Annotated in this window: 15 protein-coding genes; 6 read left to right on the forward strand and 9 right to left on the reverse strand. The window is 68.0% G+C overall.

Going from position 1 to position 13,442, the window contains the following annotated elements; genetic code table 11:
- Positions 1 to 70 precede the first annotated feature (70 nt).
- Positions 71 to 583: a DUF2505 domain-containing protein gene (locus M4D77_RS06615; protein ID WP_058251265.1), complete on the reverse strand. Its 513-nt coding sequence runs from the start codon at positions 581 to 583 to the stop codon at positions 71 to 73.
- Positions 584 to 593: 10 nt separating this feature from the next.
- Positions 594 to 1,100: a DUF2505 domain-containing protein gene (locus M4D77_RS06620; protein WP_137810494.1), complete on the reverse strand. Its 507-nt coding sequence runs from the start codon at positions 1,098 to 1,100 to the stop codon at positions 594 to 596.
- Positions 1,101 to 1,138: 38 nt separating this feature from the next.
- Between M4D77_RS06620 and M4D77_RS06625 the strand changes: the two genes are divergently transcribed.
- On the forward strand, positions 1,139 to 2,233 hold the full coding sequence (locus tag M4D77_RS06625) for a UDP-N-acetylmuramate dehydrogenase (protein WP_137810495.1): 1,095 nt from the start codon (positions 1,139 to 1,141) through the stop codon (positions 2,231 to 2,233).
- A gap of 13 nt (positions 2,234 to 2,246) precedes the next feature.
- On the opposite strand, the gene M4D77_RS06630 is transcribed toward M4D77_RS06625, so the two are convergent.
- The 6 genes from M4D77_RS06630 to M4D77_RS06655 form a co-directional block, all read right to left on the reverse strand.
- On the reverse strand, positions 2,247 to 3,362 hold the full coding sequence (locus M4D77_RS06630; protein ID WP_259935822.1) for an alpha/beta fold hydrolase: 1,116 nt from the start codon (positions 3,360 to 3,362) through the stop codon (positions 2,247 to 2,249).
- Between the two features lie 58 nt (positions 3,363 to 3,420).
- Positions 3,421 to 4,239, reverse strand: a complete 819-nt coding sequence (locus M4D77_RS06635; RefSeq protein WP_226512402.1) for a MerR family transcriptional regulator — start codon at positions 4,237 to 4,239, stop codon at positions 3,421 to 3,423.
- 6 nt (positions 4,240 to 4,245) lie between these two features.
- The gene (locus M4D77_RS06640; RefSeq protein WP_058251270.1) at positions 4,246 to 4,569 is read right to left on the reverse strand and encodes a DUF2516 family protein; all 324 of its coding nucleotides are present in this window, start codon (positions 4,567 to 4,569) and stop codon (positions 4,246 to 4,248) included.
- A 68-nt stretch (positions 4,570 to 4,637) separates the two neighbouring features.
- Complete coding sequence (locus M4D77_RS06645; protein WP_259935823.1) at positions 4,638 to 5,840, reverse strand: heparin-binding hemagglutinin; 1,203 nt, start codon at positions 5,838 to 5,840, stop codon at positions 4,638 to 4,640.
- Positions 5,841 to 5,843: 3 nt separating this feature from the next.
- The gene (locus M4D77_RS06650; protein WP_272498882.1) at positions 5,844 to 6,365 is read right to left on the reverse strand and encodes a helix-turn-helix domain-containing protein; all 522 of its coding nucleotides are present in this window, start codon (positions 6,363 to 6,365) and stop codon (positions 5,844 to 5,846) included.
- A gap of 135 nt (positions 6,366 to 6,500) precedes the next feature.
- Entirely contained in the window at positions 6,501 to 7,841 is a 1,341-nt protein-coding gene (locus M4D77_RS06655) for a DUF445 domain-containing protein (protein ID WP_058251273.1), read from the reverse strand.
- A gap of 41 nt (positions 7,842 to 7,882) precedes the next feature.
- Between M4D77_RS06655 and M4D77_RS06660 the strand changes: the two genes are divergently transcribed.
- Genes M4D77_RS06660 through M4D77_RS06670 form a run of 3 tightly spaced genes read left to right on the forward strand, consistent with a single transcriptional unit; the run spans position 7,883 to position 10,382 of the window.
- The gene (locus M4D77_RS06660) at positions 7,883 to 8,710 is read left to right on the forward strand and encodes a TetR/AcrR family transcriptional regulator (protein ID WP_175401099.1); all 828 of its coding nucleotides are present in this window, start codon (positions 7,883 to 7,885) and stop codon (positions 8,708 to 8,710) included.
- Entirely contained in the window at positions 8,710 to 9,534 is an 825-nt protein-coding gene (locus M4D77_RS06665; RefSeq protein WP_259935824.1) for an SDR family NAD(P)-dependent oxidoreductase, read from the forward strand. Before M4D77_RS06660 ends, M4D77_RS06665 begins: the two co-directional genes overlap by 1 nt.
- A complete protein-coding gene (locus M4D77_RS06670; RefSeq protein WP_259935825.1) occupies positions 9,531 to 10,382 on the forward strand; it encodes a PPK2 family polyphosphate kinase in 852 nt (283 codons plus the stop codon). Before M4D77_RS06665 ends, M4D77_RS06670 begins: the two co-directional genes overlap by 4 nt.
- Positions 10,383 to 10,511: 129 nt before the next feature.
- Here the strand turns inward: M4D77_RS06670 and M4D77_RS06675 are convergent, their stop codons facing one another.
- Positions 10,512 to 11,705 (reverse strand): benzoate/H(+) symporter BenE family transporter, encoded by a 1,194-nt coding sequence (locus tag M4D77_RS06675; RefSeq protein ID WP_259935826.1) that lies wholly within the window; start codon positions 11,703 to 11,705, stop codon positions 10,512 to 10,514.
- A gap of 73 nt (positions 11,706 to 11,778) precedes the next feature.
- Between M4D77_RS06675 and M4D77_RS06680 the strand changes: the two genes are divergently transcribed.
- Both M4D77_RS06680 and M4D77_RS06685 read left to right on the forward strand, forming a co-directional pair.
- Positions 11,779 to 12,303, forward strand: a complete 525-nt coding sequence (locus tag M4D77_RS06680; protein WP_259935827.1) for a helix-turn-helix domain-containing protein — start codon at positions 11,779 to 11,781, stop codon at positions 12,301 to 12,303.
- A gap of 139 nt (positions 12,304 to 12,442) precedes the next feature.
- A complete protein-coding gene (locus M4D77_RS06685; protein WP_259935828.1) occupies positions 12,443 to 13,381 on the forward strand; it encodes a hypothetical protein in 939 nt (312 codons plus the stop codon).
- The last annotated feature ends 61 nt before the right edge of the window (positions 13,382 to 13,442 follow it).

Here is a 13,442-nt window from a genome sequence, read left to right on the forward strand (position 1 = left end):
CCCCGGGTGACCCGGCCCTGCGGTCTGTGCTCGATGCGCTCGGACCTGACGGACGGGCGGCCGGCTCGGATCACAAGTTCTTGTCGACCCAGTCCTTGGCGTACTCGGCCTCGGCGCGGAACAGGTCGACGAGGTTGATCAGGATCATCTGCTCGAGCTTGCCGTTGACGAACGGGACGAAGACCTTCGCCTCACTGGTCCGGCGGATCGTGCAGCCACCGTTCTCGGTGGGGAACAGCTCCTGCCAGCCGTTGAGGCTGCCCGGTCCCGCCGGGATCGAGGCGTTGTAGGTGCCCTTGGTGTTGTCCGGGTCGAACGGGCCCAGGGTCTCCTCGCGGGTGATGACCATGTCCTTTTTCATCACCGTCTGCGCGAGCGCGGGCAGCTGGTCGCGCCCGATCGTCTGCTTGAGGACCACCCGGATACCCGTCTCGTCGGAGACGAAGGAATCGACCTCGCAATGCGGGGAGATCATCTGGAAGCCCGCCATCATGTCGTCCCAGTACTGCTTGATGCTCTGGGCCTGGTAGAGCTTCTCCGCGGACTGCGTGTACCGAGCGGAGTAGCTGAGCCGTCGTGCCATGCAGACCAGGCTACGTCAGCGGATTCTCGGTCTCCCACTCGACGGTGTGTCCGCGCTCGGCGTCGAGCAGCGCCGACAGCTCGCTGACCACCGACTTCTCGATCTTCCCGCCGAACAGCGGGAGATTCACCGACACCTCGGCGCGGTTGTCGGTGGTCGCCGGGTCACCCGACGTCACGGTGGTGCCGGTGACGTCGACCGGCACCGGCGCCCCCTCGACCGTGGCATGTGTCTCCCCCTCGATCCGGTCGCCGACCAGGCGGTACGTGTTCTTGCGCGGGATTCGGAGGTCGCCGGGCATGACCTTGGTGACCGCGGAGGGCAGCTTGTCGGCGGGAATGCCCTGCTGGATCTCGACGGTGACCGTGTCCTCGCTGATGGTCACCTTCTCGACATGCCCGTGCCCGGAGTTCATGCGCTCGACGAGGTCGTGCCAGTACTTCTCGGTGGTGTAGATCGCCCACAGACGCGCGGTGGAGAAGGGATAGGACACCGTGTGCTGCAGCTTGCTCGCCATGGAGAGAACGCTACCGCCCGCCGGTTAACGTTGAGGACGTGACCGACACGCAGGCGCCGCTGAGCGCGCCCCTCGCCGAGCTGACCACCCTTCGCCTGGGTGGGCCCGCGCGCGAGATCATCCGCTGCGAAGACACCCGCACCATCGTGGAGACCATCCTCGACCTCGATGCACGGTCCGAGCCGGTCCTCGTCGTCGGCGGCGGTTCCAACCTCGTCATCGGCGACGCCGGGTTCGACGGGACGGCGGTCGTACTCGCCAGCGGCCGCGTCGAGTTCGGTTCTGGCCGTGAGTCGGGACGGCCGCACGTGGTCGCCGACGCCGGCGTGGGCTGGGACGAGCTGGTCGCCGCGACGGTCGACGCCGGTTTCGGCGGGCTCGAGTGCCTCTCCGGGATCCCCGGCGCGGCCGGGGCGACCCCGGTGCAGAACGTCGGGGCCTACGGCGTCGAGGTGGCCGACATCCTCCGATCGGTTCAGGTCCTCGATCGACGCTCCGGCAACCTGCGGTGGGTCTCCCCCACCGAGCTCGGTCTCGGCTACCGGACCAGCAATCTCAAGCACCGGCACGACTTCGTGGTCGTCGCGGTCTCGTTCTGGCTCAACGACGATCGCGTGAGCCAGCCGATCCGCTACCGCGAACTCGCGACCCGCGTGGGGGTCGAACCGGACGATCGGGTCGACGCCGCCACGGCGCGTGCAGCCGTGCTCGACCTGCGCGCGGGCAAGGGCATGGTGCTCGACACGACGGACTTCGACACCTGGAGCGCCGGCTCGTTCTTCACCAACCCGATCGTGCCGGGCGATGACGCCCCGGCGGTGCTCGACCGGATCGCGGCGCGCGTCGGCGACGATGTCGCGATCCCCACCTATCGCGCAGGCACCGATGACACCGACGCGGCGATCAAACTGTCGGCCGGGTGGCTGATCGAACGGGCAGGCTTCCACCGTGGGCACCCGGGCCCGGACGCGGCGGTCCGACTCTCGACGAAGCACACTCTGGCGCTGACCAATCGGGGCGCCGCGACCACCGCCCAGCTCCTCGATCTGGCTCGCGAGGTCCGCGACGGCGTCGTCGAGGCGTTCGGGGTGACATTGCGGCCCGAGCCGGTTCTGGTCAACTGCAGTCTGTGACGGGAAGGACCGGTCAGACCGACTGGTTGTCCTTCAGATCCGCTGTCTCCCGGGAACTCTCGGCGACGACCTCGTCGAGCAGGGCGTTGAAGCGCTCGGCGGCCTCGATGCTCGACATGTGTCCGACACCCTCGTAGACCACCAGGTCGCGCAGGGAGCCGTTGCGCCGCAACACCTCCGCCATCTGCTCGGCGTGTACCTGCGGGGTGAGCCGGTCCTCGGTGCCGACGACCACGGTGGTCGGCACCGTCAACGCCTCGAGTCCGGCGGTCACGTCGAGCTTCCCCATTGCCGAACCCCATCCGGCCCGAGCGCGCGGCGGGCACGAGCCGATCATCTCGTCGACGAGCTCGACGTGCGCCCGGCGGGCGTGCGGCCCCAGCGCGATGTAGTGCGAGAAGCGGACGCCGTAGGACGTCTTCGGGATCGGAACCGGGACCGAGGTGATCATCTTCGCGGCGGCCGGCGCGAACGGTTTGGCGTACACCGGCAGATCGACCGGGATCAGCAGGTGGTTGTCCATGACCGCCTTGGCGGCGGTCGAGACCAGCACCACCGACGACACCAGCGATCCGACCTTCTCGGGATACTGGGCCGCCCACGACATGATGGTCATGCCACCCATGCTGTGTCCCACCAGGATCGCGCGGCGCCCGGGCGGCACTGCCGCCTCGAGCACCGCGTCGAGGTCCTCACCGAGCATGGCGACGGTCGGTCGGCGGTGGCCGCGCTCACTGCCACCGTGGCCGCGCTGGTCGTAGGTGACGACCCGGCGGGAGCCACCCTCGGAGGCGGCCAGGTGGTTGATCTGCGGGTACCAGTAGGCGGTGTTGCAGGTCCAGCCGTGGACCATCACGATGACGTCGCCGGTGTCGTCGGCGCCGGGGCCGTCGGGGTCACCGTAGACCTCGACATTGAGACGGGCCCCGTCCGCGGTCGGGACCTCGAGACGTTGCGGGGCGTTGTCCGGGCGGGTGAGGAGATCGTCCGGGCCGTCGTCGACGGCGAATTCGGCCTGCAGTGCCTCGCGCGCGAGTCGCGCGAAGACGGTTCCGATCCCCAGCGCGACCACGCCCGCCCCGATCGCGGTGGCAACGCTGCCCGCACTGGCCACTGACTTCGTGTTCATCCGGCACTCCTCACCTGTCGAGGACCTCACTGGTCCTCTGCAAGGCACCGAATCCGGCTCAGCGCCCCGTCTCGGGGTTCAATGTACCAACGTCCGTTGTCTCACAGTCCGCCTGTGCCGGCTCTGACTCCTCGTCGGCGGGCAGGACCGGCGGGGGCACCTCGGCGTCGAAGTAGGTCGCCGCCTCCCCGATCGCCTTGGAGATCTGCTCGTCGAGCGCCTTGCGGAACGTCGTCTCGACGATCTCGTGGGCGATGGGCCGAACCGTCTGGATGAGGTCGGCCATCTCGCTGACGCCGGCCTCGCCCAGGTCGGGGAGGTTCTCGTCGAAGTACTTGTCGGTGATGATCGAGACGAAGCTGGTGGCGACATCTTCGAGGTCTTCCTGAACGCGGACCCACCGGTCGAGCAGGACATCGATGTCGACCCCACTCTTGACCAGGATTTCGGCCCCCTCGAGCAATTCCGGGTTGCGAATCGCGTAGTGCGCGCCGTCCTTCGCCAGCAGTCCGAGCTTCTGGCTGAGCGCGATCGACCGGTCGCTGGCGTTCAGCGTCTTGCGCAACTCGGTGATGGTGATCGTCGCCGCGCGCTTGAAGTTGCGGAACCGGCCGCCCTTCGGTGTGCCGCGCAGGATCTGCTCCACCCGCATGCCGTGATGCGCCGCGTGCAGCAGCTCACTGATGGTGGCGAAGGTGTAACCGCGCTCGAGCATGCGCGAGATCAGGTTCAGCCGGACGAGGTGCTGGTCGGAATACCAACCGGCGCGTCCGCGAATGGTGGGCGGCGGCAACAGTCCGCGGTCCTGATAGACCCGGATGTTGCGAACGCTGACCCCGGACGCCTCCGCCAGGTCGTTGATCCGATACTCCGCCACGATGCGTCAGGCCCTTTTGCTGAACCAGGACTTGCCCTGGATGTCGTCGACCCGTTTGCGTACGTCGACGAGGTAGACGAGCATCGCGACCACTCCGATGATGCCCAGGAAGTTCACCGCACCGAAGAACCAGATGAACAGGGTCGCGGCGGCGAGGATCGAGACCCAGATGACCTTGCTCTGCCGATCCACCGCCGGGAAGGCGTCGGGCCGCTGGATGGCGGCGTGGATGAGCGCGACGGTCGAGGCGATGCCCGCGACCACCGTGAGGGTCAGCATGATCAGACTCTGGCCGTAGGCCATTACGCTGAAGAAGTCCACGTCGAACACTGTAGTCGCGCGAGTGCCGTTTGCTGCGACACCCTACGACGCGGTGCGGTCACCCGGCCCGTCGACGATTATTCGGCGCCGGGAGACGCCTTTTTCGCCGGGGCCTTTTTGGCAGCAGCCTTCTTGGCCGGGGTCTGCTTCGCGGCGGCCTTTTTCGCCGGGGTCTTCGTGGCCGCGGTCTGTGTGGTCGCAGCCTTCTTCGCCGGAGTCTTCTTTGCCGGGGTCTTCTTCGCCGGGGCCTTCTTGGCGGCGGCCTTCGCGGCAGCCCGCTCGGCCGGACCCTTGACGGCGGCGGCCTTCTTGGCGGGCGCCTTGGCCGGCGCCGCCGTCTTCGTCGCCGCCTCCTTTGCCGCCGCCTTCTTCGCCGGAGCGCTCTTGGCCGGGGTTTTCTTGGCCGGCGAACTCTTGGCCGGGACCTTGGTCGCCGGAGTCTTCGTCGCCGGGGCCTTCTTCGCCACTTCTTTCGCCGGCGATGCCTTCTTCGCCGCTTCCTTGGCCGGCGCCGTCGTGACCGCGGCTTTCTCGGCGGGTGCCGCCTTCTTCGCCGGTGCCGCCTTCGTCGCGGCCTTCGCCGGCGGAACGATGTCGCCTTCCGACTTCACCGGCGGCTCGATGCGTGGCTTCTCGTCGCGGGGCGCGTCGTCGGCCCGGTTCGCCAGCTTCAGCGCACGTTCGCCGACCGCCCGCGTCTGCTCGGAGATCGTCCCCAGCGCGTCTTCGGTGAGACCGACGGCGTCGTTGTACACCTTCTCGAGCTTCGGCAGGTTCTCGCCGACGAGCGGTTGTGACTTGAGCTTCTCCACCGCCTCGTCGCGTCGTTCCGCCAGCGCGGTCAGCAGTCCCGCGGCCACCGCGAGGTACGCCTCGGCCACCTTGCGCAGCTCCTCCGGGGAGAACCGCGCCTTCAGATCCTCGATCTCGGCGGGCAATTCGACCGGCAGCGCCGACAGTTTGGTCCTCGCCTCCTCGAAGATGGCCAGTGCCGTGGCGAGCGCCTCGTCGATCCGGGCCTGGGCGTCGTCCCGCGAACCGGTGATCCGCGCCTCGAGCTTGGACTGTGTCGAACCGACCGTCTCGACCAGCTTCGACTGGGTGTTCTCGACGGTCTCGGCGATCTTGGATTGCGCGTCGGCGACCTTCGCCTGGGTCGACCCGACGGTCTCGACGAGCCTCGTCTGGGCTTGCTCGCTCGCGGCCTCGCCGCGCTCACGTACGTCTGCGAGCAAGGCAGCCACCTGCCCCACGGCTGTGGTCAACGGGTTCTCGCTCATCAACTACTCCTTGCCGGTCGACTCGATCGTGTTCTCTTTCCGGAACGACTCGTAGATCTCCAGCAACATCTGCTTCTGACGTTCGTTGATGGAGTCATCTGCGATGAGAGCATCACGGACCGGGCTCGCGGGCCGTTCTTCGAGTATCCCCGCCCGCACGTACAGGACCTCGGCCGACACGCGGAGACCCTTGGCGATCTGGGCGAGCACTTCCGCCGACGGTTTCCGCAGGCCGCGTTCGATCTGGCTCAGATAGGGGTTACTCACGCCCGCCCGCTCGGCGAGCTGGCGCAGCGAGACCTTGCCCGCGACCCGCTGGGACCGAATGAACGCACCGATGTCCTGGGCCGCGTTGGCGACGGCCTCGACCGCCTCCACCGCGATGGGGGTCGTCGAATCAGGGTCGTCGCCGGCCACCTCGACGCCGGAAACGCGGTCAGCAGTGGAGCTTTCACCCGGTGCGCCGGAGTCGGCGGCCGAGGCGCGGTCCGCGTCGGGGGACGCTTCATCCTTCTCGGACTGCATCAACGCTCCGTTCTCATGGTGGGGCCCGACGTTCGGCGATGTGTCCGACTTTCGGCCCGTTCTCCCAGTATCAACACCAGTGCTAGCCCGTGCAAGCACACAGCAAACTCCCGGTTCGACGCCGCGGACGATGCGTCAGGAGAAGATCAGCACCGAGGTGGAGTAGATGACGAGCCCGGCGAGTGCGCCGACGACGGTGCCGTTGATCCGGATGAACTGCAGGTCGCGGCCGACCTGCAGTTCGATCTTGCGACTCGTGTCATCGGCATCCCAGCCGCGCACGGTCTCGGTGATGACCGAGATGATCTCCTGTGAGTAGTTCGCCGCGACGTGGTGTGCGACCCGCGCCACCCAACCGTTCATCTTCTCCTGCAGCGGCCGGTCGTCGCGGACACGTTCCGCGAGTTGGATGATGGAGTCCGACAACGTGTTCCGCAGCGTGCTGTTCGGGTCCGACAGCATCTCCTCGATGACGGCCTTGCCGGTCTGCCACGCCGTCGACGCGGCACCGGTCACCTCGTCGCGCCCGACCAGTTCGAGCTTGAGAGCCTCGAACTTGGCGATCATCTCGGGGTCGTGTTGCAGATCGTCGGCGAACTTCTCCACGAATTCGTGCATGGCACGCCGTAATTCGTGATCGGGATCCACTCGCACCTTGTAGGTGAAGTCGACGAGCTCGCGATAGATCCGGTCCCCCACCAGACTGTTGACGAACTTCGGCGTCCACTGGGGTCCGTCCCGGTCGACGACCCGATCGATCAGATCCTGGCTGCCGACCGCCCATTCATGAGCCCGGTCACACAGCAGCTGGAACACCGGCTCCAGACGATCCTCGGCGATCAGCTGTTCGAGGATGCGGCCGGTGGGCGGCGCCCACTGGGGTTCGGCCGCCCACTTCAACGCGGCCTGGATGAGTTGTTCGACATCCTCGTCGCGCAGCATCTCCGCGGCGAGCTTGATCGCTCGGGCGGCTTCGCCACTCACCCGCGGCGCGTTGCGCGGGTCGGCCACCCACGTCGACAACCGTCGGGGCAGATCCAGCTGCTCGGCTCGGTACACCACCACATCGGGCGTCATGAAGTTCTCTTCGATGAAGCCGCCGAGTTGCTCGCCGATGTCGTCCTTCTTCTTGCGGATCAGGGCCGTGTGCGGGATCGGGATGCCCAGCGGGTGGCGGAACAGGGCGGTCACCGCGAACCAGTCGGCCAGCGCGCCGACCATCCCGGCTTCGGAGGCCGCGCGGACGTAGCCGACCCAGGCCGCGACGTCGGCGCCGTCGCGATGCTCGAGGTAGCGGGTGAACAGATACACGATCGCGGCGAAGACCAGGAAGCCGGTGGCCACCGCTTTCATCTTGCGAAGGTCCCTGCGTCTGCCCTCGTCGCCGGCGCTGTTCCCGCCGAATCCGGGCGCGGACGCCGTGGCCGGCGGACCGTCGTGCTGACCGGCGACTCCTGGGATGACTGTCGATGCCATGGAACCAGTGTCACCCATCGAGCGACTACGCTGGCTGCGTGATGGCCAACCGCCCGAATCCCGCCGCGGCCGCGCGCGCCGCAGTGGCGGCCGCGGCCAACGTGACGCGCGGGCTGGAACAGGTCCTGACGACGGTCACCGAGTCGGTCGCCGAGACCGGCGCCAAACCCGACGGTCGCAAACAGCGGTGGGAGAAGCACAAGCTCGCCCGACGCACCGAACTCACCGACGGTGTCATCGCCGCGGTCCGTGAACTGGGCGCCGACGTCGGAATGGACGAGATCGCCGCCCACATCGGCGTCTCCAAGACCGTCCTGTACCGCTACTTCGCCGACAAGAGTGACCTCGGCGTCGCGACGACGGTCCGGTTCTTCGAGACGACGATCTACCCGCGACTGACCGAGGCGATCGCCGACGATCTCGACGAGTACACGCTCACCCACACCATCATCGGGGTGTACGTGCACGCCGTCGACGACGAACCGCAGCTGTACCGGTTCGCCCTGGCCAGTTCGCCCACCTCCTCTCCGGCGCCCGCCGATTCGGTGCGTCTGGTCACCCAGTTGGTGATGGGGAACATTCAGCTGCGGATGGCCGAACGCGGCGCGGACACCACCGGCGCCGAGCTCTGGTCGCACGCGCTAGTGGGCGGTATCCAGCACGTCGTGGACTGGTGGATGACCAAACGCACCCTCAGCGCCGACGAAGTCGTGGATTATCTGACCATGATGGTCTGGAGCGCGGTCGTGGGTGTCTGGCAGGTCAACGGGTCCCGGGAGAAGTTCCTGGCGGCGCCGCCTGCGCTCTTCGATCCCCCACCCGCCGACCCCTTGCCCGCCGATCCCGCCTCCGGGACCCCCGGCGCCTGATGACGCGCGTCGCTCTCGTCACCGGCGGCAGTCGCGGCGTCGGGTACGGCATCGCTCGTGCGCTCATCGACGACGGGTGGACGACGTATGTCACGTCGCGACAGGGAACCGGCCCCGACGGCGCCCGCGCGCTGCCCTGCGATCACACCGACGACGCCGCGGTGGCCGCGGTGTTCGACGAGATCACCTTCGGCGCAGGAGGTCTGGATCTTCTCGTCAACAACGCGTGGGCCGCGCCGAAGGGTTTCGGCGGGTTCTCCGACCCGTTCTGGAAGCGACCGGTCGACGACTGGGACACCCTGATCGGCGTCGGACTGCGAGCGCATTACGTGGCCTCGGTGCACGCGGCCCGGCTCATGACCGACGCCGGCCGCGGACTCATCGCCAACATCTCGTCGTTCGGCTCGCGCGGCCATCTGCACTCGGTCCTGTACGGGATGAGCAAGACCGCCCTGGACAAGATGGCCGCGGACATGGCGGTGGAGCTGCGGGGCACCGGTGTCAGCTCGATCTCGTTGTGGCTCGGCCTGATCCGCACCGAGCTGTTGCTGTCGCTGGGCGTCGACGAATTCGCCGGTTTCTCACTCGCCCGGGCGGAGGATCCCGAGTTCGTCGGCCGGGTCATCTCCCGGCTCGCGGGCGATCCCGGGCTGTCCGACCTCAGCGGCCGCACGCTCGTCACCGCCGAACTCGGTTCCGCCTATGGGATCGTGAACAACGATGGCACGCCGCCGGATTCACATCGCACGGCGTTCGGTGGCGGGCCGCTGTTCCCACCCCCGGCCGAGCCGGCACCCGCATCCGACCCCGAGAGGACCCCATGACCGCTGGTTGGACCACGCCCGCCGCCGATGCCCTGCGCGTCGGGGCCATCGGGCCGATCGCGTCGTTCGATCCGGAGACGACGCCGGGCTTTGACGGCGACAAGGACTTCGGCACAGAGTTACTCGCGCAGCGCGGCAAGGTGCTCGCCGACCTGCAGGAGTTGTTGTACGCCAACGGCCGGGCCGGTGACCACCGTTCGGTCCTCCTCGTGTTGCAGGGCATGGACACCGCGGGCAAGGGCGGCATCGTGCGCCACGTCGGCGGGATGATGGACCCGCAGGGCCTGTCGATCAAAGGGTTCGGCAAACCCACCAAAGAGGAGTTGCAGCACGACTTCCTGTGGCGTATCCACCGCGCCCTGCCGCCCGCGGGCCGGATCGGGATCTTCGACCGGTCGCACTACGAGGACGTCCTCCCCGTCCGGGTGCACGATCTCGTCCCGCAGTCGGTGTGGGAGAAACGCTACGACCTGATCAACCAGTTCGAGTCCGAACTCGTCGCCGGCGGGACCACCGTCGTCAAGTGTTGCCTCGTGGTGTCGAAGGACGAGCAGAAGAGCCGCCTCGCTGCGCGCCTCGAACGACCGGACAAGTACTGGAAGTACAACCCGGGCGATGTCGACGAACGCGGTCACTGGGACGCCTATCTCGAGGCATATCAGGCGATCTTCGACCTGACCGACCGCGACTCCGCGCCGTGGTTCGTCATCCCGTCGAACCGCAAGTGGTTCGCGCGCCTCGCGGTGTGCGAACTGCTCATCGACGCGCTCACTCGCCTCGACCTCGACTGGCCTGTCGCCGATTTCGACGTCGAGGCCGAGAAGAGACGACTCGCCGCCGCGGACTGAATTCCGCTCCCCAATCCGAAAGAGCCGCACACCAAATGGTCCCTGAGGTGCGAGGAGCGCAAGCGACGAGCCACGAAGGGCTTGGTGACGTGCCTCGCCAGGCCCTTCGTGGCTCGCTTCGCTCGCACCTCAGGGAGCAGGAACCGGGCGCCGACTGAGCAGCCCGTGCGCCGCCAACCCGACGACAAGCGCCCAGAACGCGCCACCGATCCCCCCGAAGGTAACGCCCGCGGCCGCGGTCACGAACGCCAGTGCCGCGGGAATGCGGAACTCCGGCTTCTCGAACGCCCCCATGATCGCGGCCACGAACGTGGCCAGGAGCGCAAGTCCCGCAACGGCTTCGAGCAGTCCGTCCGGCGCGATCGCCGTGACGACGACCAGCGCACCCGACAGCACCGCTAGTACGAGGCTCGTCGACCCCGTCGCCACACCGGCGATCCATCGCCGTGATCGGTCGGCGCCCGCCTCCGGACCCGCGGCCAGTGCCGCCGACAGCGCCGCGAGGTTGATGGCGTGTCCGCCGAACGGCGCTCCGAGTACGGTTCCCGCGCCGGTCACGAACATCGCCGGACGCCAGGGCGTCTCGTAGCCGAAGGACTTGAGCACGGCCACCCCGGGAACGTTCTGCGAGGCCATGGTGACGATGTAGAGCGGGACCGCCAGTCCGACGATCGCCGTCGCGTCGAAAGCCGGTGTCGTCCAGACCAACTGCGGCCACCACGTCTCACCCGCCCAACCGTCGTATCCGTCGACGGCGAGGTTGACCCCGATCACGACCAGCGCGGTGACCAAGGCCAGTGGCAGCGCCCACCGGGGCAGCCACCGCATCGCGAGGAGCCACACGACGAGGATTGGAAGTGTCGACCACGGTTGTGCGGCCAGCGACGTCATCGGCGCGAGGCAGAGGGTGAGCAGCACGCCGGCCAGCATGGCCTGGGCGATCGGCGTCGGAATCCGGCCGATGAGTTCGCCGAGTGCGGGGACCAGTCCGGTCGCGAGGATCAGCAACCCCACCACCAGGAACGCCCCGACCGCCGCCGTCCACCCGGCGTCGTAGGACGCACCCGCCGACACGAGGAGTGCCGCGCCCGGGGTCGACCACGCCAGTGTCACCGGTCGGCGGGTGCGCAGCGACAGCACAATCGATCCGAGTCCGAACAGAATCGTCAGCACGAGCAGACCCGACGCCGCTTGTGCCGGACTGGCGCCCACGGCCCGCAAGCCGGTGACCACCACGACGAACGACGAGGTGAAACCAACAAGCGAGGTGACGACTCCGGCGATGATCGGCTCACTGCGAGCCGGCGGCGCGGGACTGGTCATGTCGCGAGCATAGCGGTATCGTTCCGTAAACAGAACAGTGGTTGTCGGCAGCGACGGGAACGAGACGAGGACGATGACACCCGGCGAGGATCGACGACGCGCGGTCGGGGCCCGGATCTCCGCCATCCGAAAGCAGCGGGGCCTGAGCCTGTCAGGCCTCGCCCGGGAAGCGCGGATCGGCAAGGGTTCGCTGTCCGAACTCGAAGGTGGACAACGAAATCCGACCCTCGACACGCTGTACGCCATCGCCGGTCCGCTCGGCGTGCCGCTGTCCGCCCTCCTGGGCGAGGAATCCGGAGTCGAGGGCGCCGGCCCCCACCTCGCCGCCCGGGTGCTGCACGTCGAGCATCACGACGACGGCTCGGTCACCGAGGTCTTCTGGTTGCGCGTCAGCCCGGGCGGGACCAGGGAGTCGCCCGCGCACGGGCCCGGCGTCATCGAGCACGTACATGTCGTCAGCGGCCATCTCCGGGCCGGTCGCGCCGGCGAGGAACGCGCGGCGGGACCGGGCGAATCCCTGCACTGGCTGTCCGACGTTCCGCACACCTACCGCAGCGACGACGGCGCGCTCGCGGTCCTCACCATCCGGACGCCCTGACCGCCCCCGTCGAATCCCGCTCCCGCGGTGCTGTTTCCGTCCCGCTGATGAGATCCGATCAGCGGGACGGAAGCGGGACCGCGGGAAGGTTGGGGAAAACCCGATGGAGCCGAGACGCCCTCCGCTGCGTCGAATAGAGATGACCAGCTACCCACTGGACCGCTACGGTCTGATCCGTCGCGGCGCCGCACTCGATGCGGCCTTCTCCGACAACCTGCTTGCTGCAGCGGTATCCGCCGGGGACCTGATCCGGCTCATCCCCGGCGTCTACGTGCCGGCATCCGACGACTTCGCCGGGCACGAAGGCGACCAGGAGTTGCACCGCCTCAAGTCTGTCGCGATCGCCACGTCACAGCCGGCGAGCGCACCACAGTTGCCGCTGAGTCACGTCTCGGCCGCCGCGGTGCTCGGCATTCCGCTGCTGAAGCCCGCCACCGAACGCGTCCACGTCACCAACGGCAAGAAGGCCGGCGGATTCATCGCGACGCATCGTCACGTCCACGCCGCCACCCTGACGGCAGACGAGCTCGCCGTCGTCGACGGAATACCCGTCACCAGAATCGAGCGAACCGCTGTCGATGTAGCAGCCGGAGGCGACTTCGCACAAGCCCTCACCGCCTTCGACCAGGCACTTCGGGCAGGCGCCGATCGTGAGCTCATGGGGCGGATGCTCGCCTCTCGTCGTCGGCAGGGCGGCAGAGTGGCTCGGCGTGCGCTGGCACTGGCCGATGGGGCGGCCGAAAGCGTCGGCGAATCGTGGAGTCGGGCGCAGATGATCGAGGCCGGCCTGCCTGCTCCACGACTGCAACGCGAGTACTGTGCGCGGAGCGGCGTCTACCGTGTCGACTTCGACTGGGGGGCGAAGCTCGTCGGGGAGTTCGACGGCATGGTCAAATACGGCCGCCTTCGGCCATCAGAGAAGACGGTGGCCGATGTCGTGCTGCAGGAGAAGCTGCGCGAGGACGAGATCCGCGCGCTGGGCCCCGTCGTCGTGCGCTGGACCTGGTCGATGCTCGAGGACGGGTCCTTCATCGGCCTGCTCCGGCCATGGCTGGAGAAGTTCGAGTTGATGAGCTGAGTCCCGCGGTCCCATTTCCCTCCCGCTGATCAGATCTCATCAGCGGGACGGAAACAGCACC

Source organism: Gordonia sp. p3-SID1431 (genome assembly GCF_025143765.1).
GTDB lineage: Bacteria > Actinomycetota > Actinomycetes > Mycobacteriales > Mycobacteriaceae > Gordonia > Gordonia hongkongensis.

Coding starts and splice junctions, on each gene's coding strand:
- M4D77_RS06650 (WP_272498882.1), bottom strand. CDS start 6,365: ATGCAGTCCGAGAAGGATGAAGCGTCCCCCGACGCGGACCGCGCCTCG.
- M4D77_RS06645 (WP_259935823.1), bottom strand. CDS start 5,840: ATGAGCGAGAACCCGTTGACCACAGCCGTGGGGCAGGTGGCTGCCTTG.
- M4D77_RS06665 (WP_259935824.1), top strand. CDS start 8,710: ATGACGCGCGTCGCTCTCGTCACCGGCGGCAGTCGCGGCGTCGGGTAC.
- M4D77_RS06620 (WP_137810494.1), bottom strand. CDS start 1,100: ATGGCGAGCAAGCTGCAGCACACGGTGTCCTATCCCTTCTCCACCGCG.
- M4D77_RS06670 (WP_259935825.1), top strand. CDS start 9,531: ATGACCGCTGGTTGGACCACGCCCGCCGCCGATGCCCTGCGCGTCGGG.
- M4D77_RS06655 (WP_058251273.1), bottom strand. CDS start 7,841: ATGGCATCGACAGTCATCCCAGGAGTCGCCGGTCAGCACGACGGTCCG.
- M4D77_RS06630 (WP_259935822.1), bottom strand. CDS start 3,362: ATGAACACGAAGTCAGTGGCCAGTGCGGGCAGCGTTGCCACCGCGATC.
- M4D77_RS06660 (WP_175401099.1), top strand. CDS start 7,883: ATGGCCAACCGCCCGAATCCCGCCGCGGCCGCGCGCGCCGCAGTGGCG.
- M4D77_RS06615 (WP_058251265.1), bottom strand. CDS start 583: ATGGCACGACGGCTCAGCTACTCCGCTCGGTACACGCAGTCCGCGGAG.
- M4D77_RS06680 (WP_259935827.1), top strand. CDS start 11,779: ATGACACCCGGCGAGGATCGACGACGCGCGGTCGGGGCCCGGATCTCC.
- M4D77_RS06685 (WP_259935828.1), top strand. CDS start 12,443: ATGACCAGCTACCCACTGGACCGCTACGGTCTGATCCGTCGCGGCGCC.
- M4D77_RS06675 (WP_259935826.1), bottom strand. CDS start 11,705: ATGACCAGTCCCGCGCCGCCGGCTCGCAGTGAGCCGATCATCGCCGGA.